General features: G+C 62.1%; 21 protein-coding genes. 13 read left to right on the forward strand and 8 right to left on the reverse strand.

What is annotated here, in order from left to right; translation table 11 throughout:
* The first annotated feature begins 78 nt into the window (after positions 1-78).
* The 8 genes from ACILSR_RS13670 (at position 79) to ACILSR_RS13705 (ending at position 11,506) form a co-directional block, all read left to right on the forward strand.
* Positions 79-3,525, forward strand: coding sequence for a DUF2126 domain-containing protein (locus ACILSR_RS13670; RefSeq protein ID WP_395750339.1), 3,447 nt, complete (start codon positions 79-81; stop codon positions 3,523-3,525).
* A 45-nt stretch (positions 3,526-3,570) separates the two neighbouring features.
* Positions 3,571-3,786 (forward strand): hypothetical protein, encoded by a 216-nt coding sequence (locus ACILSR_RS13675; protein ID WP_395750340.1) that lies wholly within the window; start codon positions 3,571-3,573, stop codon positions 3,784-3,786.
* 1 nt (position 3,787) lies between these two features.
* Complete coding sequence (locus ACILSR_RS13680) at positions 3,788-4,189, forward strand: PIN domain-containing protein (protein ID WP_395750519.1); 402 nt, start codon at positions 3,788-3,790, stop codon at positions 4,187-4,189.
* Between the two features lie 174 nt (positions 4,190-4,363).
* Positions 4,364-6,895: a circularly permuted type 2 ATP-grasp protein gene (locus ACILSR_RS13685; protein ID WP_395750341.1), complete on the forward strand. Its 2,532-nt coding sequence runs from the start codon at positions 4,364-4,366 to the stop codon at positions 6,893-6,895.
* Entirely contained in the window at positions 6,895-7,773 is an 879-nt protein-coding gene (locus tag ACILSR_RS13690) for a transglutaminase N-terminal domain-containing protein (RefSeq protein ID WP_395750520.1), read from the forward strand. The genes ACILSR_RS13685 and ACILSR_RS13690 overlap by 1 nt, the downstream gene beginning before the upstream one ends.
* 308 nt (positions 7,774-8,081) lie before the next feature.
* Positions 8,082-9,560, forward strand: coding sequence for a circularly permuted type 2 ATP-grasp protein (locus tag ACILSR_RS13695; RefSeq protein WP_395750342.1), 1,479 nt, complete (start codon positions 8,082-8,084; stop codon positions 9,558-9,560).
* Between the two features lie 9 nt (positions 9,561-9,569).
* Positions 9,570-10,628, forward strand: a complete 1,059-nt coding sequence (locus tag ACILSR_RS13700; RefSeq protein WP_395750343.1) for an alpha-E domain-containing protein — start codon at positions 9,570-9,572, stop codon at positions 10,626-10,628.
* Between the two features lie 29 nt (positions 10,629-10,657).
* Complete coding sequence (locus ACILSR_RS13705; RefSeq protein WP_395750344.1) at positions 10,658-11,506, forward strand: transglutaminase domain-containing protein; 849 nt, start codon at positions 10,658-10,660, stop codon at positions 11,504-11,506.
* A 552-nt stretch (positions 11,507-12,058) separates the two neighbouring features.
* Here ACILSR_RS13705 and ACILSR_RS13710 read toward each other — a convergent pair.
* The 3 genes from ACILSR_RS13710 to ACILSR_RS13720 form a co-directional block, all read right to left on the reverse strand.
* The gene (locus ACILSR_RS13710) at positions 12,059-13,201 is read right to left on the reverse strand and encodes a 5-(carboxyamino)imidazole ribonucleotide synthase (protein ID WP_395750345.1); all 1,143 of its coding nucleotides are present in this window, start codon (positions 13,199-13,201) and stop codon (positions 12,059-12,061) included.
* Positions 13,198-13,719: a 5-(carboxyamino)imidazole ribonucleotide mutase gene (gene purE / locus ACILSR_RS13715; RefSeq protein ID WP_395750346.1), complete on the reverse strand. Its 522-nt coding sequence runs from the start codon at positions 13,717-13,719 to the stop codon at positions 13,198-13,200. Before purE ends, ACILSR_RS13710 begins: the two co-directional genes overlap by 4 nt.
* A 224-nt stretch (positions 13,720-13,943) precedes the next feature.
* Positions 13,944-14,726 carry a hypothetical protein gene (locus ACILSR_RS13720; RefSeq protein ID WP_395750347.1) on the reverse strand — a complete coding sequence of 261 codons (783 nt, stop codon included), beginning with the start codon at positions 14,724-14,726 and terminating at the stop codon, positions 13,944-13,946.
* 104 nt (positions 14,727-14,830) lie between these two features.
* Here ACILSR_RS13720 and ACILSR_RS13725 point away from each other — a divergent pair, with 104 nt between their 5' ends.
* From ACILSR_RS13725 to ACILSR_RS13740, 4 genes are all read left to right on the forward strand, one after another.
* Entirely contained in the window at positions 14,831-15,427 is a 597-nt protein-coding gene (locus ACILSR_RS13725) for a hypothetical protein (protein WP_395750348.1), read from the forward strand.
* Complete coding sequence (locus ACILSR_RS13730) at positions 15,417-15,761, forward strand: hypothetical protein (protein ID WP_395750349.1); 345 nt, start codon at positions 15,417-15,419, stop codon at positions 15,759-15,761. The genes ACILSR_RS13725 and ACILSR_RS13730 overlap by 11 nt, the downstream gene beginning before the upstream one ends.
* 47 nt (positions 15,762-15,808) lie before the next feature.
* Positions 15,809-16,561: an orotidine-5'-phosphate decarboxylase gene (pyrF, locus tag ACILSR_RS13735; protein ID WP_395750350.1), complete on the forward strand. Its 753-nt coding sequence runs from the start codon at positions 15,809-15,811 to the stop codon at positions 16,559-16,561.
* A 105-nt stretch (positions 16,562-16,666) separates the two neighbouring features.
* Entirely contained in the window at positions 16,667-18,475 is a 1,809-nt protein-coding gene (locus ACILSR_RS13740) for a lysophospholipid acyltransferase family protein (RefSeq protein ID WP_395750351.1), read from the forward strand.
* A 45-nt stretch (positions 18,476-18,520) separates the two neighbouring features.
* Here the strand turns inward: ACILSR_RS13740 and hpf are convergent, their stop codons facing one another.
* From hpf to kdsA, 5 genes are read right to left on the reverse strand one after another with little or no spacing between them, the layout of a single operon-like run.
* Positions 18,521-19,132, reverse strand: a complete 612-nt coding sequence (hpf, locus tag ACILSR_RS13745) for a ribosome hibernation-promoting factor, HPF/YfiA family (RefSeq protein WP_395750352.1) — start codon at positions 19,130-19,132, stop codon at positions 18,521-18,523.
* 31 nt (positions 19,133-19,163) lie between these two features.
* Positions 19,164-20,003: an LPS export ABC transporter ATP-binding protein gene (gene lptB, locus ACILSR_RS13750; protein ID WP_395750353.1), complete on the reverse strand. Its 840-nt coding sequence runs from the start codon at positions 20,001-20,003 to the stop codon at positions 19,164-19,166.
* Between the two features lie 2 nt (positions 20,004-20,005).
* Positions 20,006-21,037: an LptA/OstA family protein gene (locus ACILSR_RS13755; RefSeq protein ID WP_395750354.1), complete on the reverse strand. Its 1,032-nt coding sequence runs from the start codon at positions 21,035-21,037 to the stop codon at positions 20,006-20,008.
* Position 21,038: 1 nt separating this feature from the next.
* Positions 21,039-21,590: a hypothetical protein gene (locus ACILSR_RS13760; RefSeq protein ID WP_395750355.1), complete on the reverse strand. Its 552-nt coding sequence runs from the start codon at positions 21,588-21,590 to the stop codon at positions 21,039-21,041.
* Positions 21,565-22,401, reverse strand: a complete 837-nt coding sequence (kdsA, locus tag ACILSR_RS13765) for a 3-deoxy-8-phosphooctulonate synthase (RefSeq protein WP_395750356.1) — start codon at positions 22,399-22,401, stop codon at positions 21,565-21,567. The genes ACILSR_RS13760 and kdsA overlap by 26 nt, the downstream gene beginning before the upstream one ends.
* Before the next feature lie 473 nt (positions 22,402-22,874).
* On the opposite strand from kdsA, the gene ACILSR_RS13770 reads away from it, so the two are divergent.
* On the forward strand, positions 22,875-25,094 hold the full coding sequence (locus ACILSR_RS13770) for an ArsI/CadI family heavy metal resistance metalloenzyme (protein WP_395750357.1): 2,220 nt from the start codon (positions 22,875-22,877) through the stop codon (positions 25,092-25,094).
* Positions 25,095-25,210: the final 116 nt, after the last annotated feature.

The raw sequence follows: 25,210 nt of genomic DNA on the forward strand, positions 1-25,210 counted from the left end.
ATCAAGATTGGCCGTGAACTTGCTAAGCAGGGTACGGCAGGCATTGAGTCTCCGTCCGCCCCGCCCCAACCTTTTCGCATGTCCATCCACGTCGCCCTTCATCATCGCACCAGCTACCGCTACGACCGCCCCATCGAGCTGGGTCCGCAGGTCATCCGCCTCCGCCCGGCTCCCCATTCCCGGACGCGCATCCTGAGCTACTCCCTGAAGATCACGCCGGAAAAGCACTTCCTGAACTGGCAGCAGGACCCCCAGTCAAACTACCTCGCACGCCTCGTCATCCCGGAGAAAACGGACGTTTTCAGCGTCGAGGTGGACGTCGTGGCGGAGATGGCTGTCTTCAATCCCTTCGACTTTTTCCTCGAGCCCGAGGGCGAAAACTTCCCTTTCGACTACGATGCCACGCTCGATCATGAGCTCGCCCCCTTCCTGAAGTGCATCCCGCTCTCACCGAAGTTCACCGACTACTTTACCCGGATCGAGAGCGAGCTGCTCGCCATGAAGCCCTGGCCGCCGCGCACCACCACCGCACTCGTGGCCATCAATCAGCGCCTCTGGAAGGACATCGGCTACACCGTCCGCATGGAGCCCGGCGTCCAGACCCCGGAGGAAACCCTCACCAAGCTCACCGGCTCCTGCCGTGACACCTCCTGGCTCATGGTTCAGATCATGCGCCGCCTCGGCATCGCCGCGCGTTTCGTCAGCGGCTACCTCATTCAGCTCAAGCCGGACGTGAAATCCCTCGACGGCCCCAGCGGCACCGAGGTCGATTTCACCGATCTCCACGCCTGGTGCGAGGTTTACCTCCCCGGCGCAGGCTGGGTCGGCCTGGATCCCACCTCCGGCCTCTTCGCAGGGGAAGGCCACATTCCCCTGGCCGCCACGCCCGATCCCCTGAGCGCCGCCCCCATCAGCGGCGCGATCATGGAGAAATGCGAAACCAAATTCGATTTCGACATGAAGGTGACTCGCATCTTCGAGTCCCCCCGTGTCACCAAACCCTACACCGAGGAGCAGTGGGCGGAGATCGCCGCGCTCGGTCATGCCTTGGACAAAGATCTGGAGGCCAATGACGTACGCCTCACCATGGGTGGTGAGCCCACCTTCGTCTCCATCGACGACCCGGATGCCCCCGAGTGGAACACCACCGCCGTCGGCCCGAAGAAGGCCCTTCTCTCTGACATCCTGCTCAAGCGCCTGCGCGATCGCTTCGCCCCCGGTGCCTTCCTCCACCACGGCCAGGGCAAATGGTACCCCGGAGAGCAGCTGCCACGCTGGTCCTACGGCTGCCACTGGCGCAAAGACGGCCAGCCCCTCTGGGCACACCCCCATCTCTATGCGGACATGCAGAAAGACTACGGCGTCACCGAGACCCACTCCGCGCGCTTCATCCACGCCCTGGCGGAGCGCCTCGGCTGCGGCGGCAAGTGGATCATGCCCACCTATGAGGACGCCTACTACTACCTCTGGCGCGAGCGCAGGCTGCCCGTAAACGTGGACCCCCTCAAGTCCAACCTCAAAGACAAGCAGGAGCGCACCCGCCTCGCCAAAGTGTTCGAGGAAGGCCTCGACAAAATTGTCGGCCACGTCCTCCCACTCAAACCGGTATCCGATGGCTGGGAGACCGGGCCTTGGTTTCTGCGCACAGAGCGCTGCTACCTCATCCCCGGAGACTCCCCCATCGGCCTGCGCCTCCCGCTCGATTCCCAGCCCTGGGTCAAGACCACCGACTACCCCTACCACCATGAGCAGGACCCCATGGAGGACCGCGATCCGCTGCCCTCGCGCCAGCAGTTCGTCCGCGGCATCGGCGGCATACCCGCCTCCTTCTGGCAGCGCCTTGCCCAGCGCCCGGCCCCCCTCGAGATCGAGGGCCTCGGTGAAGAGGAAAAGGCCAGAGTCATGGCGCAGGCAGCCGCACGGGAAAAAGGCCGGGACTTCGGTGGAGACGGGGACGGCCCCATCGACCCCGCCTTCCAGCCGCCCGCCGTCGGTCAGTCCGCTGACCAGATCGTCCGCACCGCACTTTGTGTGCAGCCGCGCGAGGGCAAGCTCTTCATCTTCATGCCGCCTACCAAGACGCTGGAGGAATACCTCTCCGCCCTTGGCGCCGTGGAGGACGTCGCTCTCGCGCTCGATCAGCCCGTCGTCATTGAAGGCTACCCGCCGCCCTATGATCCTCGTCTGCACGTCCTCAAAGTCACCCCTGACCCGGGCGTCATTGAGGTCAACGTCCATCCCGCCAAAAGCTGGGACGAGATGGTGCACATCACCGAATCCCTCTACGACGAAGCCCGGCAGACCCGCCTCGGCACCGAAAAGTTCATGGTGGACGGCCGCCACACCGGCACCGGCGGCGGCAATCACATCGTCATGGGCGCGGAAACGCCCAAGGACAGCCCCTTCCTCCGCCGTCCCGATCTCTTGCGCAGCCTCACCAGCTACTGGCAGAATCATCCGTCGCTCTCCTTCATGTTCAGCGGCATGTTCATCGGCCCCACCAGCCAGAGCCCCCGTATCGACGAAGCCCGGAACGATTCCCTCTACGAGCTCGAAGTCGCCTTCAAGGCCGCCTCCGACATCACCGCCAAAGGGGGACCGGTGCCGCCCTGGCTCGTGGACCGCCTCTACCGAAATCTCTTCATCGACTCCAGCGGCAACACCCACCGCGCCGAGTTCTGCATCGACAAGCTCTACTCTCCGGACAGCAGCACCGGCCGCCTCGGCCTCCTGGAAATGCGCGGTTTTGAAATGCCCCCGCATCCCCACATGAGCCTCGCCCAGGCCCTCATGCTCCGCACCCTCATCGCCCGCTTCTGGAAGGAGCCGTACGAGGCACCCCTCGTCCGCTGGGGCACCGATATCCATGACCGCTGGATGCTCCCCCACTTCAATTGGAGCGACATCGAAGACATCTGTGCGGACACCCGTCAGGCCGGCTACGAGCTCAAGCCCGAGTGGTTCGCCCCGCACTACGAGTTCCGCTACCCCCTCAGCGGCGACTGGTCCACCCGCAACGTCAACGTGGAAATCCGTCAGGCCCTTGAGCCATGGCACGTCCTCGGCGAGGACGCCGGTGCCGGCGGAGCCGTCCGCTACGTGGACTCCTCCCTCGAACGCATCCAGATCAAGGCTCAGGGCCTAGTTGAAGGACGTTACGCCATCACCTGCAATGGCCGCACCGTCCCCATGCACCCCACCGGTACCAATGGCGAATACGTCGCAGGCGTTCGCTACCGCGCCTGGCAGCCGCCAAACTGCCTCCAGCCCACCGTCGGCGTCCATTCCCCTCTTGTGATCGACCTCGTTGACCAGTGGAATCAGCGCTCCCTCGGCGGCTGCACCTACCACGTCGCCCATCCCGGCGGCCTCAGTCATGAAAAGTTCCCCGTGAACTCCTACGAGGCCGAAAGCCGCCGCTACGCCCGCTTCTTCCGCCACGGCCACACCCCCGGAAAAATGAAGGTTGCCCCCGCCACGCCCAACCCCGAATTCCCCTTCACCCTCGACCTCCGCCACGGATGACAGGCTCAACATTGACGCCACAACCCCGGTAGCCTACTATAAAAGATGAGTTCACGCAGTCAGGCCATTTTGAGCCAGATTGAGGCGCTGCCTCCTGAAGAGCGGCAGGAAGTCTGTGATCGCGTGCTTGGTTGGTTTAATGCAGCTGAGCCCGCCAGAGCAAATCCAGATCCCATTCGTTCGGCACGCGGCATGTTCGCTGGCGGCGGTTTGAACAACGCCCTGATGAAGCATCGTCAGGAGGAGCGTCGTCGTGGCTGAAATGGTCGTCTTGGACACCTCGGCGTGCTTTACCTTGCTGGAGGATGAAAGTGGGGCGGACGTTGTGGAAAAGTATCTCGTCGAGGCCAGATCGGGCCATGTGACAGTTCACGGATCGTTCGTGACATTGACGGAAGTGGAATACATCACATTGCAGGAACGTGGCGAGGCCGACGCTGCTCAGGCGCTCGCCGCCCTTCGGGCATGGCCGGTGAGCTGGCATCATTCCAATGACGTTGCCTGCTCGGATGCGGCAAAGCTCAAGGCGGCGCACAGGATTTCCTTTGCCGATGCTTTTGTTGCTTCGCTGGCCCAGAGTTTGGATGCCACGCTGATTCACAAGGACCCCGAGTTCACAGCGCTGACAGGCAGGCTGAAGCAAAAAATGCTTCCACCGAAATGAAGAGCCCGCCACCACTCATGGCATAAACCTTGCGTCCCTCCGACAAATCGGATGCACTGGCGGGATCAAATCCTACTGTCGTCACGTCCCTCCAGCACAGCCACCTCCGACCACGCATTGATCTTCCAGTCTCAAAGTTCCTCCGCCTCCTCCTCTCCCGTCACGCCACGGGTCATGGCTCCGCGCTTGGACGGCCCGGAACCCCGCGGACACTACGACGAACTGCGGGATGCCGACGGCAAGGTGCGCCCGCATTACGAGCTGGTCATCGCCGATCTCCTGCGCCGGGACGTCGCCGGCGTCAAACGCATGTCAGACACCGCCCGCCGTTTGCTGGCGGAGCGCGGTGTCACCTTCAACATCTACGACGAAAAGGGCATGGACACGCCCTGGCACATGGACCCTGTGCCCTTCGTCATCTCCGCGCGCGAGTGGGAGGGCATTGAAAAGGCGCTCATCCAGCGCGCCACGCTGCTCAACACGATTTTAAACGACAGTTACGGCCCCCAGCAGCTGATTCGGGATGGCAGCATGCCCGCCGCCCTCGTTCTTGCCCAGGCCTCCTACCTCCGCCCCTGTCACGGCATCAAAACATCCGGAGCCAAACCCCTGCAGGTGTACGGCGCGGACCTCGCCCGCTCTCCAGACGGTCAGTGGTGGGTCATCTCAGACCGTACTCAGATCCCCACTGGCGCCGGTTACGCACTGGAAAACCGCCTCATCACCTCCCGTCTCCTGCCCGAGGTGTTTCGTGACGCCCGTGTCCGCCGCCTCGCCGGCTTTTTCCGCCAGATGCAGCAGTCCCTCGCCGCACTCGCACCACGCCCTGTGGAGGAGCCGCGTGTCGTCCTGCTCACTCCTGGTCCCTACAATGAAACGTACTTCGAGCAGGCCTACCTCGCCCGCTACCTCGGCTACACCTTGGTGGAGGGGGAGGACCTCACCGTGCGCGATGACCGCGTCTATCTAAAAACTCTCAACGGCCTCGAAACTGTGGACGTCATCCTCCGCCGTGTGGATGACGATTTCTGCGATCCCCTGGAGCTGCGCAACGACTCCATGCTCGGCGTCCCCGGCCTCGTCCGCGCCGTGCGTGCAGGCAATGTCTCGCTCGGCAATGCCCTCGGCTCCGGCCTCGCGGAAGCTCCCGCCCTCATGGCCTTCCTCCCCGGATTGTGTCGCAAGCTCCTCGGCTCAGAGCTCCTCATGCCCTCCGTTGCCACCTGGTGGTGCGGTCAGGAGCGCCCGCGCGCCGAGGTGGAAAAAAGTCTCGAGCACATGGTCATCAAGAGCGCCTTCCGTGTCCGCGGTCGCGAAGCCTTTTTCGGCAGCAGCCTCTCCGGTGCCGAGCGCGCCGCCCTCGTCGAGCGCATCCGCTTCGCGCCAGATCGCTGGGCCGCGCAGGAAAAAATTTCCTTCTCCACCGCCCCGGTTTGGGAGGACGGCCGCCTCGTTCACAAGCCCGTCAGCGTCCGCGTCTATCTCGTCGCCACAAAAGACGGCTACATGGTCATGCCCGGTGCTCTCACACGCGTCGCCGCCAGCATCGAGTCCCCGTTCGTTTCCATGCAGAAAGGCGGCACTACCAAGGACACCTGGGTGCTCAGCGACGGACCCGTCGAAAACGTCACCCTGCTCTCCCGCACCAGCGCTCCGGTGGAGCTCCGCCGCACCGGGCACAATCTCGGCAGCCGTGTCGCCAATCACCTCTACTGGCTCGGCCGCTACGCCGAGCGCGCGGAGTCCAGCGCCCGCCTTCTGCGCTCCACCCTCCTCCGCTGCTCGCCGGAAAGCGGCATGAGCGAGACCCCCCTCCTCCTCCCTTTGCTGGAGGCCCTCAAGCGCCTCACCGTTCTGGATGACGTGCCAGACGCCGCCTCCCTCGCCTCCCAGCAGGAGCAGATTGAAGCCCGCCTCCTCGAGGCCGTTTTTGATGCCGATCACCCCAACAGCATCCGTTCCAGCGTCTCCCACATTCAGCGCATCGGCGTTCTCCTGCGGGATCGCATTTCCGTGGACACCTGGCGCGTCATCAGCCAGCTCGGCGATGCCTTGGACGCCTACGACAGCACACCCAGCGTCGCCCCCATGTCCGATGCCCTGAACGTGCTCACCCGCATCATCCTTGAGCTCGCCTCCTTCCATGGTCTGGCCAAGGAAAACATGACCCGCGCCCAGGGCTGGATGTTCCTCGACATGGGCCACCGCATTGAGCGCACCGTGTACATCTGCGAGCTCCTCCTCGCCGGACTTCATAGCGATGACGCGGAAAACCCCAGCCTCCTCGAGGCCATTCTCGAGGTCGGAGACAGCACCATCACCTACCGCAACCGCTACAGCCTTCTCCCTCAGCTCGCCGCCGTTTACGATCTGCTCATGCTCGATGAGCTCAATCCCCGCGGCCTCCGGTTTCAGTTCGAGCGCATCCGCCAGCAGTTCAAAAACCTCCCGCACGAAAAAAACTCCGCGCTGCTCACTCCCGCCATGCGCGTCTTCCTGGAAAACAGCACGCGCCTCCAGCTCTGCGATCCCACCGAACTCGCCCGCGTGGAGCCCGGCACCTGGTCGCAGTCCCAGGTCGCAAAGCTCCTCACCCAGCTCATCGAGGCCATGCCTGTCCTCAATGATGCGCTGACCGCCGGCTACTTCGCCCATTCCACCATCAGCAGCAGCGACGTCGCGCCCGCCGAACCACCCTCCGCGTGATGAACTACCGCATCACCCACCGCACCACGTACGCCTACAGCTCCCAGGTGGCCATGTCCCACCATGCCGCCCGCTTGCGTCCGCGCGATACCGAAACCCAGCGCTGCCTGGAGTTCAGCCTCAGTTTCGATCCCGTCCCGGATCTCCTCACCGAGCATACCGACTCCTTCGGCAATCAGGTCGCCTGCTTCTCCGTGCAGAAGCTCCACCAGCGCTTTGAGGTCACCTCCCGCAGCTTTGTCTCCCTCGCGCCCGTCCTGCAGCCAGATCCCCTGCAGACCCCGCCTTGGGAGACCGTCGCCGCCATGTTTCGGGATCCCGTTTCTGTGGATCTCCTGGACCCCTGCCAGTTCGTTTTCGGCAGTCCTCTTCTCGTCCCGGAGATGCCCTTGCGTGACTTCGCCCTCCCCAGCTTCACCAAAGGCCGCCCCGTCCTCGCCGCCGCTGCGGATCTCTGCCGCCGCATCTATCGCGAGTTCGTCTTTGACCCCAAGGCCACCACCATCAGCACCCCGCTGAATGAGGTGCTGGAGAAAAAGCGCGGCGTCTGCCAGGACTTCGCCCACCTCGCCATCGCCAGCCTGCGCGCCATTGGCCTGCCCGCCCGCTACATCAGCGGCTACCTCCGCACCCACCCTCCTGCTGGCAAGCCCCGCCTTCAGGGCGTCGATGCCTCCCACGCCTGGGCCTCCATCTTTGTCCCCGGTTTCGGCTGGGTGGATTTTGATCCCACCAACAACTGCTTCACTTCCCTGGACCACATCACCGTCGCCACCGGCCGCGATTTCTCAGACGTCAGCCCCGTCCGCGGCATCATCACCGGCGGCGGCAAGCACACCGTCGGCGTCGGCGTGGATGTCGAACCCGTCGGCTCCTGACAAAGGCTTTCCGGTTCACTCCGTCAGAAATCTTTTTGCCTTCTCGACCGGCCCGCAGCTACCCACAGTCTCGCTCAGTAGCAAACCCTCAGGAAAAAACAGAATAGAGAATTCCCCCGACTCAGAACTCCGGAAAATTTTTCTACCCCTAATTTTTCTACCTCAATCTTCCGCCCATTCGGGAAGCCCTTTCCAATCCCACTCCTCCAGCTTCCGCTTTCAGCAACATCCGGCCAAGCCTCGTCTCACGAAGTCTTCAACAAAGCCTCCCAAACTCTGGCACGGGGCATGCTATATAATATAAGACCATGTCGTCACTGTTTAACGACTACCAACCAGAGAGCTTCTTCGACGAGGTGTTTTCCAAATCCGGGAAGGCACGTCCGCACTACGGAGCCATGCTTGATAGTGCCGGTTCCCTCTCACCATCCGAATACTCCGCGCGCCAAAAAGCCGTGGATGCCGCCTTCCTCCGTCAGGGTGTGACGTTCACTGTCTATGGCGATGACCAAGGCACCGAGCGCATCTTCCCCTTCGATCTCATGCCGCGCATCATCCCGCAGCGTGAATGGGAGACCGTCGAGGCCGGACTCATCCAGCGCATCACCGCGCTGAATCTCTTCCTCAACGACATCTACCACGGTCAGAAGATCATCACGGACAAGGCCGTCCCCGCAGAGCTGGTCCTCTCCGCCTCTCACTACCGCCCCGAGTTCCGTGGCATCAAAGTCCCCCACGGCATCTACATCCACATCTGCGGCACCGATCTCGTCCGCGATGGCAAAGGGGACTACTACGTTCTCGAAGACAACGGCCGCTGCCCCTCCGGCGCCTCCTACATGCTGGAGAATCGCAATGCCATGAAGCGCGCCTTCCCCGGCCTGCTTCAGTCCCTCCCCGTCCGCCCCGTGGACGCCTACGGCACCATGCTGCGGGAGACCCTCGCCCACCTCGCCCCCGGCAGCGTGCTGGACCCCACCATCGTCGTCCTCACCCCCGGCATCTACAACAGCGCCTACTTTGAGCACTGCTACCTCGCCAAGCAGATGGGCGTACCCATCGTCGAAGGCCGCGATCTCATCATCCGCAATGACCGCGTTTTCATGCGCACGACGAAAGGACTTGAGCAGGTCCACGTCATCTATCGCCGTATCGATGACGACTTCCTCGATCCCCTCGTCTTCCGCAAAGACTCCCTCCTCGGCGTCCCCGGCATCATCAATGCCTACCGCAAAGGCAACGTCGCCCTCGCCAACTCCATCGGCACCGGTGTCGCGGACGACAAGGCCGTGTACGCCCTCGTGCCAAAGATGATCAAGTACTACCTCGATCAGGATCCCATCCTGCCGAACGTCCCCACCCATCTCGGCGTCGATGAAAAGGAGTGCGCCTACATCCTCGACAATCTCGACAAGCTCGTCGTCAAAGCCGTCAATGAATCTGGCGGCTACGGCATGCTCATGGGCCCGCATGCTTCCAAAAAAGAGCGCGCCGAATTCGCCGAGCGCATCAAAAAGAACCCGCGCAACTACATCGCCCAGCCGGTCCTTCAGCTCTCGCGCCATCCCGTGTTTGTGGACGATCACTTCGAAGGCCGTCACATCGACCTCCGCCCCTACGTGCTCTGCGGCGATCGCGTCCGCGTTGTCCCCGGCGGCCTCACCCGCGTTGCTCTCAAAAAAGGTTCTCTCGTCGTGAACTCCTCCCAAGGCGGCGGCAGCAAGGACACCTGGGTCCTCTGGGACGACCCGCTCGACATGCCTGCCGAAACCTCAACCGCCGCCTGATCACACGCCATGCTTAGCCGAGTCGCAGACAGCATTTACTGGATGGCACGCTACGTCGAGCGTGCGGAAAACCTCTCACGCCTCCTCCTCTCCACTCAGGATCTCCTCCTTGATGCCGGATCCGAAGGCGTGGACGAAGCGCAGTTCTGGCAGCCCATTCTCGCCACCACCGGCGATGAAGAGGCCTACTCCAAGCTGCACAAAAAAATCAAAGGCAAGGACGTCACCGACTTCCTCGCCCTCCGTGCCGACAATCCCAACTCGATGCTCAACAGCATCAAGGCCGCGCGCGAAAACGCCCGCACCGTGCGCGATCAGATCTCCGATGAAATCTGGGAGTCGCTCAATTCTCTCCGCCTCTTCGCCGAATCCGCCGAAGGCAAGACCATGCACCGCACCCAGAGTGCCGCGTTTTATGAGCGCGTTCTGCGCGGCTCCTACCAGTTCCAGGGCATCGCGGACTCCACCACTCCCCGCGGTGAAATCTGGCACTTCCTCCGCCTCGGCACCTGCCTTGAGCGTGCGGACAAAATGTCCCGCCTGCTGGACACCTGCTCTGGCCTCTCCCTTGAGCTTCCTCCTCACGCCCAGGCCCGCCCGCTCCGCTGGGCCGCCCTCCTGCGTTCCTGTTCCGCCTGGCACGCCTTCATGGCCGAGCACCGCCGCCTGGATCCCACCAAAATCATCGCCTACCTCCTGCTGGACGAAACCTTCCCCCGCTCCATCGCCTGCTGTGTTGCGGAAGCCCAGTCCGCCCTCCAGGCCCTCTGCGCCTGCTCCGGCCTGCAGGGCATGCCCGCACCCCTCCGCCATGTCGGCCGTCTCCGCGCCGACCTCGCCTACACCACCGTGGAGGAAGTTCTCGCCGCCGGTCTGCACGAATACATCGACGATCTGCAGACCCGCCTCAATCAGATCGGCGAGGCCATCTTCCAGACCTTCGTGCTTCACGCAGAGCTCTCCCAGATTGCCGAAGAGTCCCCGGTGGAAACCTCCGCTCCCGGCGCTTATCACGCCCACGCCAGCGAAGATGTCCAGGTTCAGCAGCAGCAGCAGCAACAGCAGTAGTACCCTCTCGGAATCTCCCGCTTCACGTCATGCGATTCCGTGTCTTCCACCGTACTCACTACGTTTATCGCGGTGCCGTGCGGGACAGCTACAATGAGCTGCGCCTTCGTCCCGTCACGGACGACAAATCTCGCCTCGAGTTCTTCCTGCTGAACATCAAGCCCCCCGCGCGCCTCCAGCACTTCCGCGACAACTGGCTCAACTACGTCCACTACTTCGACATTCCCGAGCCGCACACCGATCTCATCATCGAGTCGCAGTCCACCATCAACACCACGAGCCCCTACAAGGACGGCAAGCCCCTCGGTGTTTCCTTCGCAGCCCTCAAAAGCGAGCGCGATGAAATGATCCTGCCCTTCCTTGGAGACAGTTCCTACGTCTCCATCACCCCGGAAGTCTGGCGCCTCGGCATCGACATCCGCAATGACTCCAACGACATCTTTGCCACCGCCGAGGCCGTCATGCACCACATCTTCCGCGAGTGGAAATACGCCCCCAGCACCACCTCCTCCTCCACGCACATGACCGAAGTCATGGAGTCAAAGTGCGGAGTCTGCCAGGACTTCGCCCACCTCATGATCGGCATCTGCCGCTCCCTCGGCATTCCCGCGCGCTACGTCAGCGGTTATCTCTACAACGGTCCGGACGCCCAGCTCCGCGGCGCCCAGGCCTCCCACGCCTGGTGTGAGGTCCACATCCCCGGCAAAGGCTGGTTCGGCCTCGACCCCACCAACGCCACTCTCGCCGACGAGCGCCACATCAAGATCGCCACCGGCCGCGACTACCACGACGCCGCCCCCGTCTCCGGCCACTTCGACGGCCCCCCCGGCGCCACCACCGCCCTCAAAGTCGAACTCGAAGTCAAACGCATCGACTGACTTCCTTGCTCTTAAGCAAGTCAACCGCGGGCCTGCTACAAGGGTAAAACCTGCATCGCGAACGCGTTCGCGAAGTGTCCTGGAGTGCGCCGGGCCTCCGGCGCTTTCGAACGTGCTATGGCCTGCGAAAAGCTCCATAACACTGGAGCACGCTAGGACGCGTTCGCACGACACCCTGTAACATCGGTCCCAAGACTCCTTCTGCATACCTATTTTCAACAGAGCGTGGTATAAAGTGCTGTGATGCCCATGGGCAGGGAAGCAAGTTTCATGACTGGGAGCGCCAGCGTCCTGCCCGCTCCGGTCGCGCGTCCCTTGCAATGGCCATCTCGCCTCTCTCCTCGCCAAACCCGCCCCACATCACGCCAGCCCCAAAGGGGCGACCTAGCGAAGCCCAGGGCAAAGCGAGCCTCAGCGAGCGCCGCCCTGGGTCAGAGAGAAACCATTCCGGGAAGCAAAGCCAGCACATCGTTCACCACGCCGCGCCCTCCAGCAGCGTTTCACCGTCCCGCCGCTGCAGCCACTTCGCTCCGCCACACGCCGGCCCCTCCTCTACCCAATCCCCAGCGCCTTCCGAATCTCCAGCGCATCCCTCAGCGCCACCTCAATCGTCTCCCCGAGCACCGTGAAATGCCCCATCTTCCGCCGCGCCCGCGCTTCACGCTTCCCATACAGATGCAGCTTCGCACGTGGATGATTCAGCACCGGCGACCAGTCCGGATGCACCAATGGCTCAGGCCACACATCACCCAGTAGATTGATCATCACAGCAGGCGTATGCTGCGAAGCATCCCCCAGCGGTATCCCACAAATCGCTCGCTGCTGCTGCTGAAACTGGTTCGTCCGGCATGCGTCGATCGTGTAATGCCCGCTGTTGTGCGGCCGCGGGGCGATCTCATTGACGATCACTTTGCCCGCCGTCGTCACAAACATCTCCACCGCCATCGTGCCCACATAGTCCAGCCCTTCCGCCACCGCCTTCCACAGCGCGATCGCCTGCTCTGTAATTTTGGAATCAACCCGCGCAGGCGCAATGGTGACGTCGAGAATGTGATGCGTGTGCTGGTTCTCCACGCAGCCATGGGTCGCCATGCTGCCGTCGATGCCCCGGGCGCCGACCACCGACACTTCGCAGTCAAAAGAAACCCACTGCTCCACCACCGCACGCTGGCCGGCGAAGCTGCTCCACGCCTGCGCAAGATCCGTGTCCGCAGTCACCTTGCACTGCCCTTTGCCATCATAGCCAAACGCCGCCGTTTTGATCACACACGGGCGCCCCAGCTCCGCAACCGCAGCCTCAAGTCCCGCCAGATCATCGATCACCCGGAACGGCGCGCAGGCGATCCCCTGGTCGCGCAGAAAATTCTTTTCGCGCTCACGATGCTGCGTCGTGATCAGCGCCTTCGCACCGGGCCGCAGCGGCTTCACCGCCTCCACCGCAGCCAGGCATGAGCCGGGAATGTTTTCAAACTCCGCCGTCACCACATCCACCTGCTGCAGAAAGCCGTTCAGCGCTTCCGTGTCCGAGTACGCCGCATTGATCTCAACATCCGCAAACTGACCCGCAGGGCAGCCTTTTGCTTCATCGGTAAAGATCACGATACGGTGTCCCGCACGCCGCGCCTCCAGCGCGAGCATGCGTCCGAGCTGGCCGCCGCCGAGGACGCCGAGGGTGGAAGGAGGCGGAAACTTCATGCCTTCGGTTCGGCTTCGAGTTCCTTCTGGCTTTCCAGCACCTTCTGCGTCTGGCGTTCGCGGAAGGCATTGAGCTTGCCCACCAGCTCAGGATTCTCGTTGGCCAGCATCGAGACGGCAAACAGCCCCGCATTCAGCGCCCCTGCGTTGCCAATGGCAAAAGTTGCCACCGGAATCCCTCCCGGCATCTGCACGATCGAGTACAGGCTGTCCACCCCGCTCAGCGCACGGCTCTGCACCGGCACGCCGAGCACCGGAACCGTCGTCATGCTCGCCGTCATGCCGGGCAGATGCGCAGCCCCGCCCGCTCCGGCGATGATGCACTTGAGCCCCCGCGCGGAGGCCGTGGTGGCATAGTCGTACAGCAGCTGCGGCGTGCGGTGCGCACTGACCACCTTCTTTTCAAACGGAATGCCAAAGTCGCTGAGCACCTGGGCGGCATTTTGGAGAGTGGGCCAGTCAGAACTGGAACCCATGATGATGCCCACAAGGGGCTTGTCTGAAGCGGAGTTGCTCATCGGGAAAGAGTTTCACGATGGCAGCAGGGGAGCCCGGCACAAATTTTTTCTGGCTCAGATTTGAGGGCCTCACGACATGACACCTCGAAAACGGGTCTGCATCTCCGCGCAGTGCCGCAGGAGTGGGATCATCCTGATCCCACTCGCTCTCGCGCGGTCCATCGTCCCCGAACTGCCCCCCGTCAGGCCCCCCGCCTCACTTCACCTCAACGTGAGAGACCTCCTCAAGCCAACGGCGCTTTCGGCATCGCTGCACCCCGCCGGCGTTTGAAGAAATGGGAAATGCCCCAGATTCCCAGCACCCCATATGCCGCCAGCGCGGGAATCCAGTTGCCCCGCACTGACCCTCGGTCCTCGATGACGATCGCAAAAACGGACGGATTCTGCGGCCATGACTTACGCACAAGGTAGGGCAGGGGAGCTTTCTGCATCACTCCCTCGAGGAATTCTCCTCGGCTCAGTTTGTCGAGCTTCTCAGACTGGGTCTTGAGGATCACCCTCGTATCCGGGTCTGGCCACGCTGCGGCCGAGAACGGCACATACAAATCCGCCCCCAGGTCCGACGAACCGGATCGGATGCCCGAGATTTTTTCCATGTCCAAGGCAGGCAGTTTCGCGCGTTCCAGCGCGATGTCTTGCGGCACAAAGCTCGCGCTTCGCACCGCACTATCAAAGCTGGAGCCATCCGCGTGCCGGCCGCCAGTGCTCACGAACCACACTGTCGCAGTCAGGTGAGCCAGAATGCAGACCACCGGCAGCCCCAGCGTGAGCATATTGGAAACCCGGCCGTAGGCCGCGAAGAAAAGCAGGATGGCAGGGACGAGATGAAGGATGAAGGTCAGAGTAAAGGAGACCTTGCCAAAGTAGCTGCCTCCCAGCGCCGTTTGCGCCGCGGTGATCCATGCATACGGCCCCCACTCCGCCCACAGCGAGAAAGCAAACGAGGCGAGCACAAGATTGAAGCCCAGCGCGCAAAGCAGGGCCGTGGCTGGCGAGATCTTTTTCATCGCAGTTTTTTAGGGTGTCGCCAGGAAAGCGTCAATCTAGCAGGCTCCCACACCATGAAGTTTTTTCTGGAAGCGTCCCCTTCCTGCCACCTAAAATCCGCCTCATGATTTCCGCTTTTAACCGCAGCCAGATCGTGTGGGGGATCTTGGGGCTGGTGGGCAGCGCCCTCTGTTATGCCTTGGCATGGCTGTTCTTCCGTTATGGGTCCTCCATGGCCCTGGATTCCTTCGGTTATTCCACGGCCGCCGCTCCTTGGATCGCAGCAGCAGCGCTGGTCGCGATCACCCTCACCGGCTGGCGCAAATGGCAGAACGGTCAGGGCTTCCAAAGCTTCTCCGAGTCCGCTCTCTTCTCAAACTTTGGCGCCATGGGAGATGCCGCCAATGCCTATGTCGTGGACCATTACGCAAACCAGGTCACCGGCCCCGCCCATGTGCTCAGCCAGATCTTTCTTGGCGGCCCCTTGTTCCTGTTCAGGAGCCTCCATCGGCTGCGCCTGCGCTTCCCGCACGAAGAGGGCCTGGAGGAAAAGCTGGCACGCATGCTGGCGCTCCTGCACGCGGCAAACAAATGGCAGGGCCTCGCCGACTACCCCGGGCAGGAGCGCGAGATTCTGCTGCTGAACCTCATGAAAAAGATCGAGTTCAGCAAGCACAAGGGCAACGTGCGCTTCAAAACCAAAACCTCCCATGGAATTTAATTTCGACTGGCGTCGCCTGCTCCTGCTGGCCGCATTTTGCGCCGGCTTTGCCTGGGTCGGAGGCTTCACCGCACCGCAGCCAGACCAGCACCACTTCAGAGCCAGCACCGCCCGGGCATGGACCTACTGCGTGCTCCTCTATTTGACGGGTGCCGCAAGCGCCAGCGTGGTGGACCATTACGTCGGCCTGCTCACCCGCACAAACCTGCGCCTCATGTACGTCGTGCTCGGCCTGGCCCTCATGGGAGCAGGCCTCTTCTGGCTGAAAATCTTGAAGCAGGAAACCGAAACGCCGCCTCCCGGTCTCGGGGCCGTGCTTTCCCTTTCCGTTTAGCATGGGCCTTGCCGGATGGCACAGGCTGTGCCAAGCAAACGGCCATCATGACTTTCCTCGACAAACTCAATCAGCGCATCGCCACGACTGGCTCAAACCTCTGCGTAGGCCTCGACGTCAGGGCGGAAAACGCGGAGGAGCAGACCAAGCGCTGGATCCTGGACGTCATCGAGCAGACCACCCCCTACGCCGCCGCGTTCAAGCCGAACTCCGCCTACTTCGAGGCACTCGGCTGGCGCGGCATGAAGATGCTGGAGGAAATCCTGCAGGAGATCCCCAAGGACATCCCCGTCGTGCTCGATGTGAAGCGCGGAGACATCGGCGAAACCCAGGGCTACTACGCCAAGGCCTGCTTTGAGGCGATGAACGTCGATGCGGTCACCCTGAACGCCTACATGGGGCGGGACACCCTGGAGCCGTTTCTGAAATACGCAGACAAGGGCCTGTACCTCCTCGGCGTCACCTCAAACCCCGGTGCCAAGGACATCGAGCTTCAGCCCACCGGAGACCGTCAGGTCTATGAACTCGTCGCGGCCATGACCGCCGGCCATCCTCAGGCTGGACTGGTGGTGGGCCTCACCAATGCGGCGCCAAATGTGCTGGACCTCATCCCGGACGTTCCCCTCCTCATCCCCGGCCTGGGCGCTCAGGGGGGCGATCTCGCAGCCCTGAAGGGCAGCGGCAGAAAGGCTCCGCTCCTAGTCAATGTGTCCCGAGGCGTCCTGTACCAGAAGGATGACCTGACTTTTGCCGCCCGGGCGGAATTCTGGATGAGTCAAATCCAGAATGCCCTAAAGTGAATATTTCATTTTTAAGAATGACAATATCGAAACGCGGATGCCACTTGATTGAAACGTTTTCGTGAGGATGGATGGCGCTCAACTGGCTAACACCACAGACAGAACATGGTCATCGACATCAGCGAGCACCTCAAAACCCCCCTGCAAAGACGGATCTATCGTCTGATCGGCCCCACCTTGGAAAAGGCTCTGGGACTGCGCGGCTTTGATGATTGCTACAATGAGTCTGCAAAACTCTACAAGCAGCACCCCCGGCATCCGGAACTTTTTGCGTGGTTCGACTCGGTGGCGCATTCCCTGAAACTGCAGGAGGACGTGGATCTGCCCTCCGAGTTTGAGTTTCCAAAACAGGGCCCGCTGATCATTGTCGCCAACCATCCCTTTGGCGTCATCGATCCTGTCATGCTCGCACGCTGGGCCGGCCAGTTCCGCCCGGACATGAAGGTCATGACGAATTCGCTCCTCCTTGCCATGAAGGAGCTCGCGGACCATGTCATCCCCGTGGACCCCTTTGGCGGCGAAGGCGCTGCCAAGCGCAACATGGGCCCCATGAAGGAGGCCATCAAACTGCTGCGTGGCGGCGGCGCTCTCATCATTTTCCCCGCGGGTGAAGTGGCCTCCTACAAGCCCGGCCGCGGTCTGGATGAACCCGTTTGGAGCAATCACGTCGGCTCCCTCGTGCGTCGCACTCAGGCGACCGTGCTGCCAGTCTATTTCCCCGGCTCGAACAGCGCCCTCTTTCATGCGGCGGGCGTCATCCATCCGCGCCTCCGCACCGGCCTCCTGCTGCGTGAGTTTTGCAACCGCGCCAACACGCCCGTGCCCATGAGCGTCGGCCATCCCATCCCTTACTCCCGCCTGAAGAAGTTTGAGGATGACGAGTCCCTCACGCGCTACCTGCGCATCCACACCTTTGTCCTCCACCAGCGCGGCAAAGAGCAGACGGCCAAACTCACGGTCCAGGGCGAAAACCTCACCATCACCCCTCCTTCTGAAACCCAGCAAGCCCACATGGTGGACGAGATCGACCGCATCCGCGCGCGCGGCGGGCGTCTTGTCGGCCAGGGCAACCTGTCCGTCTATCAGGCGCACTCGCATGAGATCCCCGTTCTCCTGCCTGAAATCGGCCGCCTCCGCGAGATCACCTTCCGTGAAGTCGGTGAGGGCACCGGCAATGATATCGACATCGACAAATACGACCGCTACTACGAGCACCTCATTCTCTGGGATGAAGAAAAGGAGCAGGTCGCCGGCGCCTACCGCCTCGGCCGTGCGGATGTGATCCTGCGCGAGTACGGCTCCAAAGGCCTCTACACCAGCACCCTCTTCCGCTTTGAGAAGCCCTTCCTCGCCAATCTCGAGCACGCGGTCGAGATGGGCCGCAGCTTCATCATCAAGGCCTACCAGCGCAATCTCGCCTCCCTCCCGCTGCTCTGGAAGGGCATCGCCCATTGGGTCGCGCGCAATCCGCACTACAAGAAGCTCTTCGGCCCCGTCAGCATCAGCAAGGACTACAGCAGCCTTTCGCGGAAGATGATCGTCGAGTTCCTGCAGGACAACCGCATGCACCCGCACCTCGCCAGCTTCGTCAAAGCTCGCAATCCCTTCCGCTACATGCGCACCCGGCGCATGATGCGCGAGTTCATCAGCGCGGACCTCCAAAATGTGGACGACTGCTCCGCTCTCATCTCCAGCCTGGAGACCGACGGCAAGGGCATCCCCATCCTGCTCAAGCACTACCTCAAGCTCAACGCCACGCTGCTCAGCTTCAATGTGGACAAGGACTTCTCCTCCGTCGTGGACGGCCTCATCATGGTCGATTTCACCGACATCGACGAGCGTCTGCTCAGCAAGTACATGGGCGAGGAAAACTGCCGTACCTACCTCGCGAACATCAAAAAAGAAGCGGCCTGAATCCAGGCCGCTTCGGGAGTGGGTTGACGAACGTTCACTGCGGCATCAATGGGACCCGTTGGTGCCGTTGGCCGCCGTCAGTTCAGGCTCGATGAGGCCGTAGTCGCCATCCTTGCGGCGGAACAGCAGCGCCAGACGGTGCGTCTTCTGATTGTGGAAGAGCACAAACGGACGGTCGCTGATTTCCAGGTCCATGATGGCTTCGTCGGCATACAGCGGACGGATCTTGTACTTTTCCTTGTGCACGTAGGAAGGCTCGATGTGCTCCTCCTCCGTGTGCAGCACTTCCTGGTGGAAGACGTGCTCCTCGATGTGGCGGATCGAGACCTCGCCGCGTGGGCGGTGGTTGCGCAGCAGGCGGGTCTTGTACTTCCGCATGCGGCGGGCGATCTTGGACGCGCTTTCGTCGATCGAGGCATAGATGTCCTCGGTCACCGATTTCACTTCGATCACGATGTGGTCGGCGCAGAACAGGATGATTTCGGCGATGTGTCGGTGATGATTCTGCACGTCCAGAACGACCTTCGCCTCAATGATGCGGGGGTAATCAAGGTGGAGACCCTCGATCTTTTTATGAGCGTAATCGCGGATCGCTTCCGTGACGTCCATGTGACGTGCGGTGACGATGATAGGGAGGTTGACGTTGTGTTTTTGCATGGTGGTTCTCCTTTTTTGGTTGGACTAAAATTTACATGGTGAAGCCCTCGCCGAGGTAGAGGCGTCGTGCCTCATCATCATTGACGAGGAAATCTTTGCTGCCGTGGCGCCGCACCCGCCCCTCGAAGATGAGGTATGCGCGGTCCACGATGTTGAGGGTCTCACGGACGTTGTGGTCGGTGATCAGAATGGCCAGTCCGGCGCTCCTCAGCATCCGGATGATGTCCTGGATCTCGCTCACGGCGATGGGGTCCACCCCGCTGAACGGCTCATCCAGCATCAGCAGCTTCGGCGAGGTCACGAGGGATCGCGCGATGGTGAGCCTCCGCTTTTCTCCACCGCTGAGCGTGATCGCCAGATTGTCCGCCACGTGGTCGATGCCAAATTTCTCCATCAGCGCCTGCGTCTGCTCCTCCCGCTCCGCACGCGAGTAGGGCTGGGTCTCCATCACGCCCATGATGTTTTCACGCACGGTCAGCCGCCGGAAGATGGACTCCTCCTGCGGCAGGTAGCCCATGCCATGCCTGGAGCGCATGTACATCGGCTGGGTGGTCGTGTCCTTTCCATCAAACATCACCCGGCCTCCGTTGGGCTGCACCAGACCCACGATCATGTAGAACGTGGTCGTCTTTCCTGCCCCGTTCGGGCCCAGCAGCCCGACGATCTCGCCTTTTTTGACTTCAATGTCCACGCCATTCACCACAGCGCGGCCGTCATAGACTTTTTTCAGGCCTTCGGTGTGCAGCAGCGTGTTCTCGTCCGGGACGATCGCCTCCAGCGAGACCTCAGGCAGCCGCGCATCCTCAGCTTCCAGGGAGAGCTGCGGGACCTCAGCGGCAGTCTTCTGCCGTCTTTTCGTACGCGGGGCCATGTTCACTGAGGTGAGGGTGATGGGGAGGACAGGCCACCGCTCCTGCGCGGCGTGGCGTCGTCTCCCTGAAGAATAAGCGTCTCATGATTACCCGTGGTGGTAAGCTTGCCATTCCTGTCAATTTCAATGACGCAGCCTGCCTCGGTGGCCTTGAGCAGCTGGTTGCCTGCCTGCACCTGCGGCCACTCCATGAGCGTGGTTTTCTTGGTCTTGCCGTCGTAGATGAGGTGCTTGCAGTGGCCGATCTGCAGTTCGCCGTCTTCAGAGATTTTTTCGATGGTGACCATGGGGCCGCGGGCGTCCGCCTTGTCGATGGGTGGGTCGGTGTTGGCGGCCTCTTTGCTGGGCTTGGCGAGAATGTCCGAGTCTTTCACGGAGGGGGCAGGCTTTTTGGGCTTGGGAGCGGAGCCGAGAACGCCTCCCTGCTGCTTGGTCATGAAGATTTCCAGCTCCTCACACTCGATGTACATGTTCGGGTGCCGGGCCTTCACGTCACCGGTAAAGATCGCGTAATTCGTGTTCGTATCAAAATACGAATGCTTTTGCGCGGTGATGTCGATCTGCCCCTTCGTCGCCTTGGGAGCCTCGTCCAGGTTCAGGGGCTGCAAGGGTTTGGGCTGGGGGCCGGTGGGCTTGGGGGGAGCAGGCGGTGCCTCCACCACGGCCACGGCTGGCGCGGGTGCAGGGGTGGGAGCAGTCGCCGGCGGGGCATCTGCCGGAGTCGCAGGGGTGGCGGTCGCGGTGCCGGTGCCGGAACCGGCGTTCCCCTGCATCACTGACTGGGCCGCCTGCAGCGCCTTCTGACGCATCTCCGCGCCTTCGGGAGAGAGCAGCATCTCCTTCGCTTTTTCTTTAATTTCGTCCGGCACTTTTTTGACGGCGTCCTTGGCGGCGTCCAGGGCTTTCGCCTTCGTATCCGGATCCACCTTCTTCTTGCGGAAATCCAGAAGCGGCCGGGTGCCCCCCGGGCCTTGGGCCAGGGCGCCTGCGCAGGAGAGCAGCAGCACGGTGCGGATGATGGATGACGTTTTCATGTCACTTGGAAGGGAGTGATTCGGCGGGGGGTGTTACCTCGCTGCTGTCAGCGCCGCTGTCAAAGATCACCATGTGGATGTTTCCTGTCATGCGTCCCTGATTTTTTGCGGTGTCGAAGATAAGGCTGTCGCCTTCGATCTCATATTTAGGGCTGCTCACCCTGCTGCGGTCCCTGCTGCGCAGCACACCCCCGGCGCCTGCCATCTGATAAAACGCCGTCTGCAGATCCACGCGCAGATTGTTCTTCGGTTCGGCATTGAACATCTGCACCACCAGCTTTTCCGCATAGACGCGCTGGTCATCCACCCGCCGCAGCATGTCCGCCGTGATCAGGGAGGTGCGGCGTCCCGATGAATCGAACGAAGGGATCACCGCGCCAGTGTTCACCGCGCCGGGAGGCACCATCTGCAAAAAGGCGCTCATCCCGGAGTCTCCTGCCGCCGGCTGGTCCGCCACAGCAAACATCACCATCCCCGCCACCACGCCGAGCGTGATGGAAACGGCAAGCCTGCGGCGGTAAAGCCGCTCAAGTGATGTCGCGAACGAGGCCATGTATTTTTCGAAGGGTTTCCACCACTTCCGCGATGTCGGAAAGGGGGATCTGGTTGGGGCCGTCTGAGAAGGCTTTGGCAGGTTCGGGGTGCGTCTCCATAAAGACGCCGTCGCAGCCCGTGGCCACCGCGGCGCGCGCCAGCACCGGAGCCAGCTTGCCGTCGCCTCCCGTGGCGGTCCCCAGGCCGCCCGGGCGCTGCACGCTGTGGGTCGCGTCCATCACCACCCGGTAGCCCAGCTCCCGCATCCAGTACAGGGAGCGCATGTCAGCCACCAGGTTGTTGTAGCCAAAGGTCGTGCCGCGCTCCGTAAACATGAAGTTCTGGCAGCCGGTGCTGACCAGCTTGTCGCCGATGTTCTTAACATCCCAGGGCGCGAGGAACTGCCCCTTTTTGACGTTCACCGCCCGACCGGTTTCCCCGGCGGCGATGATCAAATCCGTCTGCCGGCAAAGGAACGCGGGAATCTGCAGCAGGTCGATGTGTTCCGCCGCCTGCCGGGCCTCCTCCACCGTGTGCACGTCCGTCGTCACCGGTACTCCCAGCTTCGCGCCGATCTGGGCCAGCAGCTTGCACCCCGCCTCACAGCCTAGCCCGCGGTAGGACGAGATCGCGCTGCGGTTGGCCTTGTCGTAGGACGCCTTGAAAATCCAGCGCCAGCCGTGCTGGCGGGCCATGGCGTCCAGCTTCTCAGCCACCCCCCAGATGAACTCCTCGCTCTCAATGACGCACGGCCCAAGAATCATGACCGGTTCTGTGCCATCCATCGACACCGACCCAATTTTCACCACCGGAAGAGAGAACAGCCCCATAAAACTAAAATTTGATTCTGTGAGCCTCGCTCCAGAATCGGTTTTGAACTTCTCCAACCCCGTTGCGCGGCCCGCTGGTGGAATTCTAAGCGGGCACTCGCGGAAAGACAACGGAAGATTCAACGATGAATGATGCATCCAATCGCCTGACTCGCCTCACAGCCTGAGCCGCCGAAGCGACCTCCGGGGGGTGCCGTCCTCACTCGGCCCTTGGGAAAACGCCGAACAAGTCAACATCTCCAAAGATGAAAGATCTCTTGGGTTTTGGCGCTGACGGCCTTGGCCCTCGTTTTCATGACTTCAAGATGCTGATATTCACTCATTTCTTGAGACCACTCGTTGATTCGCGGGGAGCAGCAGGCAGACGATTCAGAGTTCCCACCCCATCCTTCGAAATTTGCCCTCTTTCGCAAATATCCGCCTCCTCAGCTGCGTTCATTCCGTTCTCTATCTCCCCCTCAGGCCCGCCCCGCATGTCCGCCACCGTCCGCAAATTTCACCTCTCCCTCAACGTCTCCGATCTCTCCCGCTCGGTCGCCTTCTACCGCGTCCTCTTCGGCATTGAACCCGCCAAGCACCACCCCGACTACGCCAAGTTCGAAGTCGAATCTCCCCCCACCGTCTTCTCCCTCATCCCCGGCCGCACCGGCGCTGGCGGTGCCCTGAATCACGTCGGCCTCTGCCTGCTCGACTCCGAAGAACTCGTCGCCATCCAGATGCGCCTCGAACAAGCCGGCCACAAAACCCTGCGCGAAGACGGCGTCGCCTGCTGCTACTCCCGCCAGACCAAATTCTGGGTCCGCGATCCCGACGGCACCCTCCTCGAACTCTACATCTTCCACGAAGACATCGACGATCACGGCCACGACCACGCCCCCGCCGACTCCGATCTCCCCACCCTCATGGGCGGCGAAACCGAAGCCGCCGCACCTCCCGTCACCTTCACCCACCACCTCGGCGAGCCCATCACCCTCCCACTCCCCCAGGACGCCTTCAGCGTGCAGGAAGTCATCCTCGAAGGCACGATCAACGCCACCGGCATTGATCTCCCCGCCCTCCTCACAGACGCCCTCCGCATACTCAAACCCGGCGGCACCGTCTCCCTCCACGGCCTCGTCGCCGACCGCCCCCTCTCAGATCCCTCCCCATCACTGCCCGGCCCGGCCGCCGCCGTCCAGCACGTCCCCGATTTCCCCAGCCTCGTCCCGCTCCTTCACACCGCCGGATTCCGCAACGCCCGCTTCACCAAGCTCTCCGAAAAAGGCTACTTCGAATCCGAAGGTGTCCCCCTCCGCGAAGTCCTCCTCACCGCCGCCAAGCCCGGCTTCCGCTCCTCCAAAAAAGACCAAACCGTCGTCTATCTCGGCCCGCAAAACAGCATCGAAGACGACTTTGGCAATCACTTCCCCAAAGGCAGCCCCGTCTCCCTCAGCATGCACGACTGGCTCGCCCTCAAAAACACCGCTGCCTCCTCCTTTGCCCTCTTGCAGCCGAAGGTCGAAACGCCCAATCTCCCGGCCCCCACCCCCATGCCCTCCAAAGCACGTTACATCATGATCGGCGGATTCCTCGGCGCTGGCAAAACCACCACCGTCGGCCGCCTCGCCAAACACCTCAGCGATCAAGGCCTCAAAGTCGGCCTCATCACCAATGACCAGGCCGGCGGCCTCGTCGATACCAAGCTCCTCCGCGGCCAGGGCTACGCCACCGAAGAAATCGCCGGCGGCTGCTTCTGCTGCCGCTTCAACACCCTCGTCGATGCCGCCAGCAAGCTCGCCAACGAAGCCAAGCCCGACGTCTTCATCGCCGAACCCGTCGGCAGTTGCACCGACCTCGTCGCCACCGTCACCTACCCCCTCCGCCGCATGTATGGAAACGACTTCACCGTCGCCCCCCTCAGCGTTCTCGTCGATCCCATTCGCGCCCGCCGCGTCTTCGGTCTCGATCACGGCGGCACCTTCTCCGCCAAGGTCGCCTACATCTTCAAAAAGCAGCTCGAAGAAGCCGACATCATCGTCATCAGCAAAAGCGACCTCATCGATGACGCCCAGCGCGAAGAACTCCGCACCACCCTGCAGACCGAGTTCCCCCTCGCCAAAATCATCAGTGCCTCACCCCGCCAGGAAACCGGTCTCGATGACTTCTTCGCCGGCCTCATGACTGGCGAGCAGGCCCGTCGCAATCCCATGTCCGTCGATTACGAAGTCTATGCCGATGGCGAAGCCCTCCTCGGCTGGCTCAATGCCACCGTCACCTTGATATCCGACGACGAATTCGACGCCAACACCTTCCTCAAACAGCTCGCCTCCCTCGTTCAGTCCCGCCTCCAGCGCGACTCCGCCGAGATCGCCCATTTCAAGATGACCTTCAGTCCCGACGACGGCATCGCCGGCGAACTCGCCAGCATCAATCTCGTCCGCAGCGACTACATCCCCGAGCTCGGCATGGAGCTCGACGAACCCACCACCGGCGGCCAATTGATCGTCAATCTCCGCGCCGAAGCCGACCCCGCCGCACTCATGACCGCCGTCAAAGACGGCCTCGCCGAAGCCTCGCTCCAATTTTTCGGCCTCACCGCCACCCTCGACCACGAAGAACACTTCCGCCCCGGCAAACCCACCCCCACCCACCGCGACGGCGAAGTCGTCATGGAAACCAAAGGCGGCTGCAAACCCGGCTCCGGCTGCTGCTAACGGATTCCAAAACACCAAGCCCTCCAGATTCACACCGCAAGAGATTAGAAGACCGCAGAGACCGGATTCATAAACCTCATCTCTGCGGCCTTCTAATCTCTGCGTTGTAAATTCCG

The organism is Prosthecobacter sp. (genome assembly GCF_044222565.1).
GTDB lineage: Bacteria > Verrucomicrobiota > Verrucomicrobiia > Verrucomicrobiales > Verrucomicrobiaceae > Prosthecobacter.

Coding starts and splice junctions, on each gene's coding strand:
- kdsA (WP_395750356.1), bottom strand. CDS start 22,401: ATGGGGCTGTTCTCTCTTCCGGTGGTGAAAATTGGGTCGGTGTCGATG.
- ACILSR_RS13685 (WP_395750341.1), top strand. CDS start 4,364: ATGGCTCCGCGCTTGGACGGCCCGGAACCCCGCGGACACTACGACGAA.
- pyrF (WP_395750350.1), top strand. CDS start 15,809: ATGACTTTCCTCGACAAACTCAATCAGCGCATCGCCACGACTGGCTCA.
- ACILSR_RS13675 (WP_395750340.1), top strand. CDS start 3,571: ATGAGTTCACGCAGTCAGGCCATTTTGAGCCAGATTGAGGCGCTGCCT.
- ACILSR_RS13725 (WP_395750348.1), top strand. CDS start 14,831: ATGATTTCCGCTTTTAACCGCAGCCAGATCGTGTGGGGGATCTTGGGG.
- ACILSR_RS13730 (WP_395750349.1), top strand. CDS start 15,417: ATGGAATTTAATTTCGACTGGCGTCGCCTGCTCCTGCTGGCCGCATTT.
- purE (WP_395750346.1), bottom strand. CDS start 13,719: ATGAGCAACTCCGCTTCAGACAAGCCCCTTGTGGGCATCATCATGGGT.
- ACILSR_RS13755 (WP_395750354.1), bottom strand. CDS start 21,037: ATGAAAACGTCATCCATCATCCGCACCGTGCTGCTGCTCTCCTGCGCA.
- ACILSR_RS13705 (WP_395750344.1), top strand. CDS start 10,658: ATGCGATTCCGTGTCTTCCACCGTACTCACTACGTTTATCGCGGTGCC.
- ACILSR_RS13770 (WP_395750357.1), top strand. CDS start 22,875: ATGTCCGCCACCGTCCGCAAATTTCACCTCTCCCTCAACGTCTCCGAT.
- hpf (WP_395750352.1), bottom strand. CDS start 19,132: ATGCAAAAACACAACGTCAACCTCCCTATCATCGTCACCGCACGTCAC.
- ACILSR_RS13700 (WP_395750343.1), top strand. CDS start 9,570: ATGCTTAGCCGAGTCGCAGACAGCATTTACTGGATGGCACGCTACGTC.
- ACILSR_RS13680 (WP_395750519.1), top strand. CDS start 3,788: ATGGTCGTCTTGGACACCTCGGCGTGCTTTACCTTGCTGGAGGATGAA.
- ACILSR_RS13695 (WP_395750342.1), top strand. CDS start 8,082: ATGTCGTCACTGTTTAACGACTACCAACCAGAGAGCTTCTTCGACGAG.
- ACILSR_RS13760 (WP_395750355.1), bottom strand. CDS start 21,590: ATGGCCTCGTTCGCGACATCACTTGAGCGGCTTTACCGCCGCAGGCTT.
- ACILSR_RS13710 (WP_395750345.1), bottom strand. CDS start 13,201: ATGAAGTTTCCGCCTCCTTCCACCCTCGGCGTCCTCGGCGGCGGCCAG.
- ACILSR_RS13740 (WP_395750351.1), top strand. CDS start 16,667: ATGGTCATCGACATCAGCGAGCACCTCAAAACCCCCCTGCAAAGACGG.
- ACILSR_RS13690 (WP_395750520.1), top strand. CDS start 6,895: ATGAACTACCGCATCACCCACCGCACCACGTACGCCTACAGCTCCCAG.
- ACILSR_RS13720 (WP_395750347.1), bottom strand. CDS start 14,726: ATGAAAAAGATCTCGCCAGCCACGGCCCTGCTTTGCGCGCTGGGCTTC.
- ACILSR_RS13670 (WP_395750339.1), top strand. CDS start 79: ATGTCCATCCACGTCGCCCTTCATCATCGCACCAGCTACCGCTACGAC.
- lptB (WP_395750353.1), bottom strand. CDS start 20,003: ATGGCCCCGCGTACGAAAAGACGGCAGAAGACTGCCGCTGAGGTCCCG.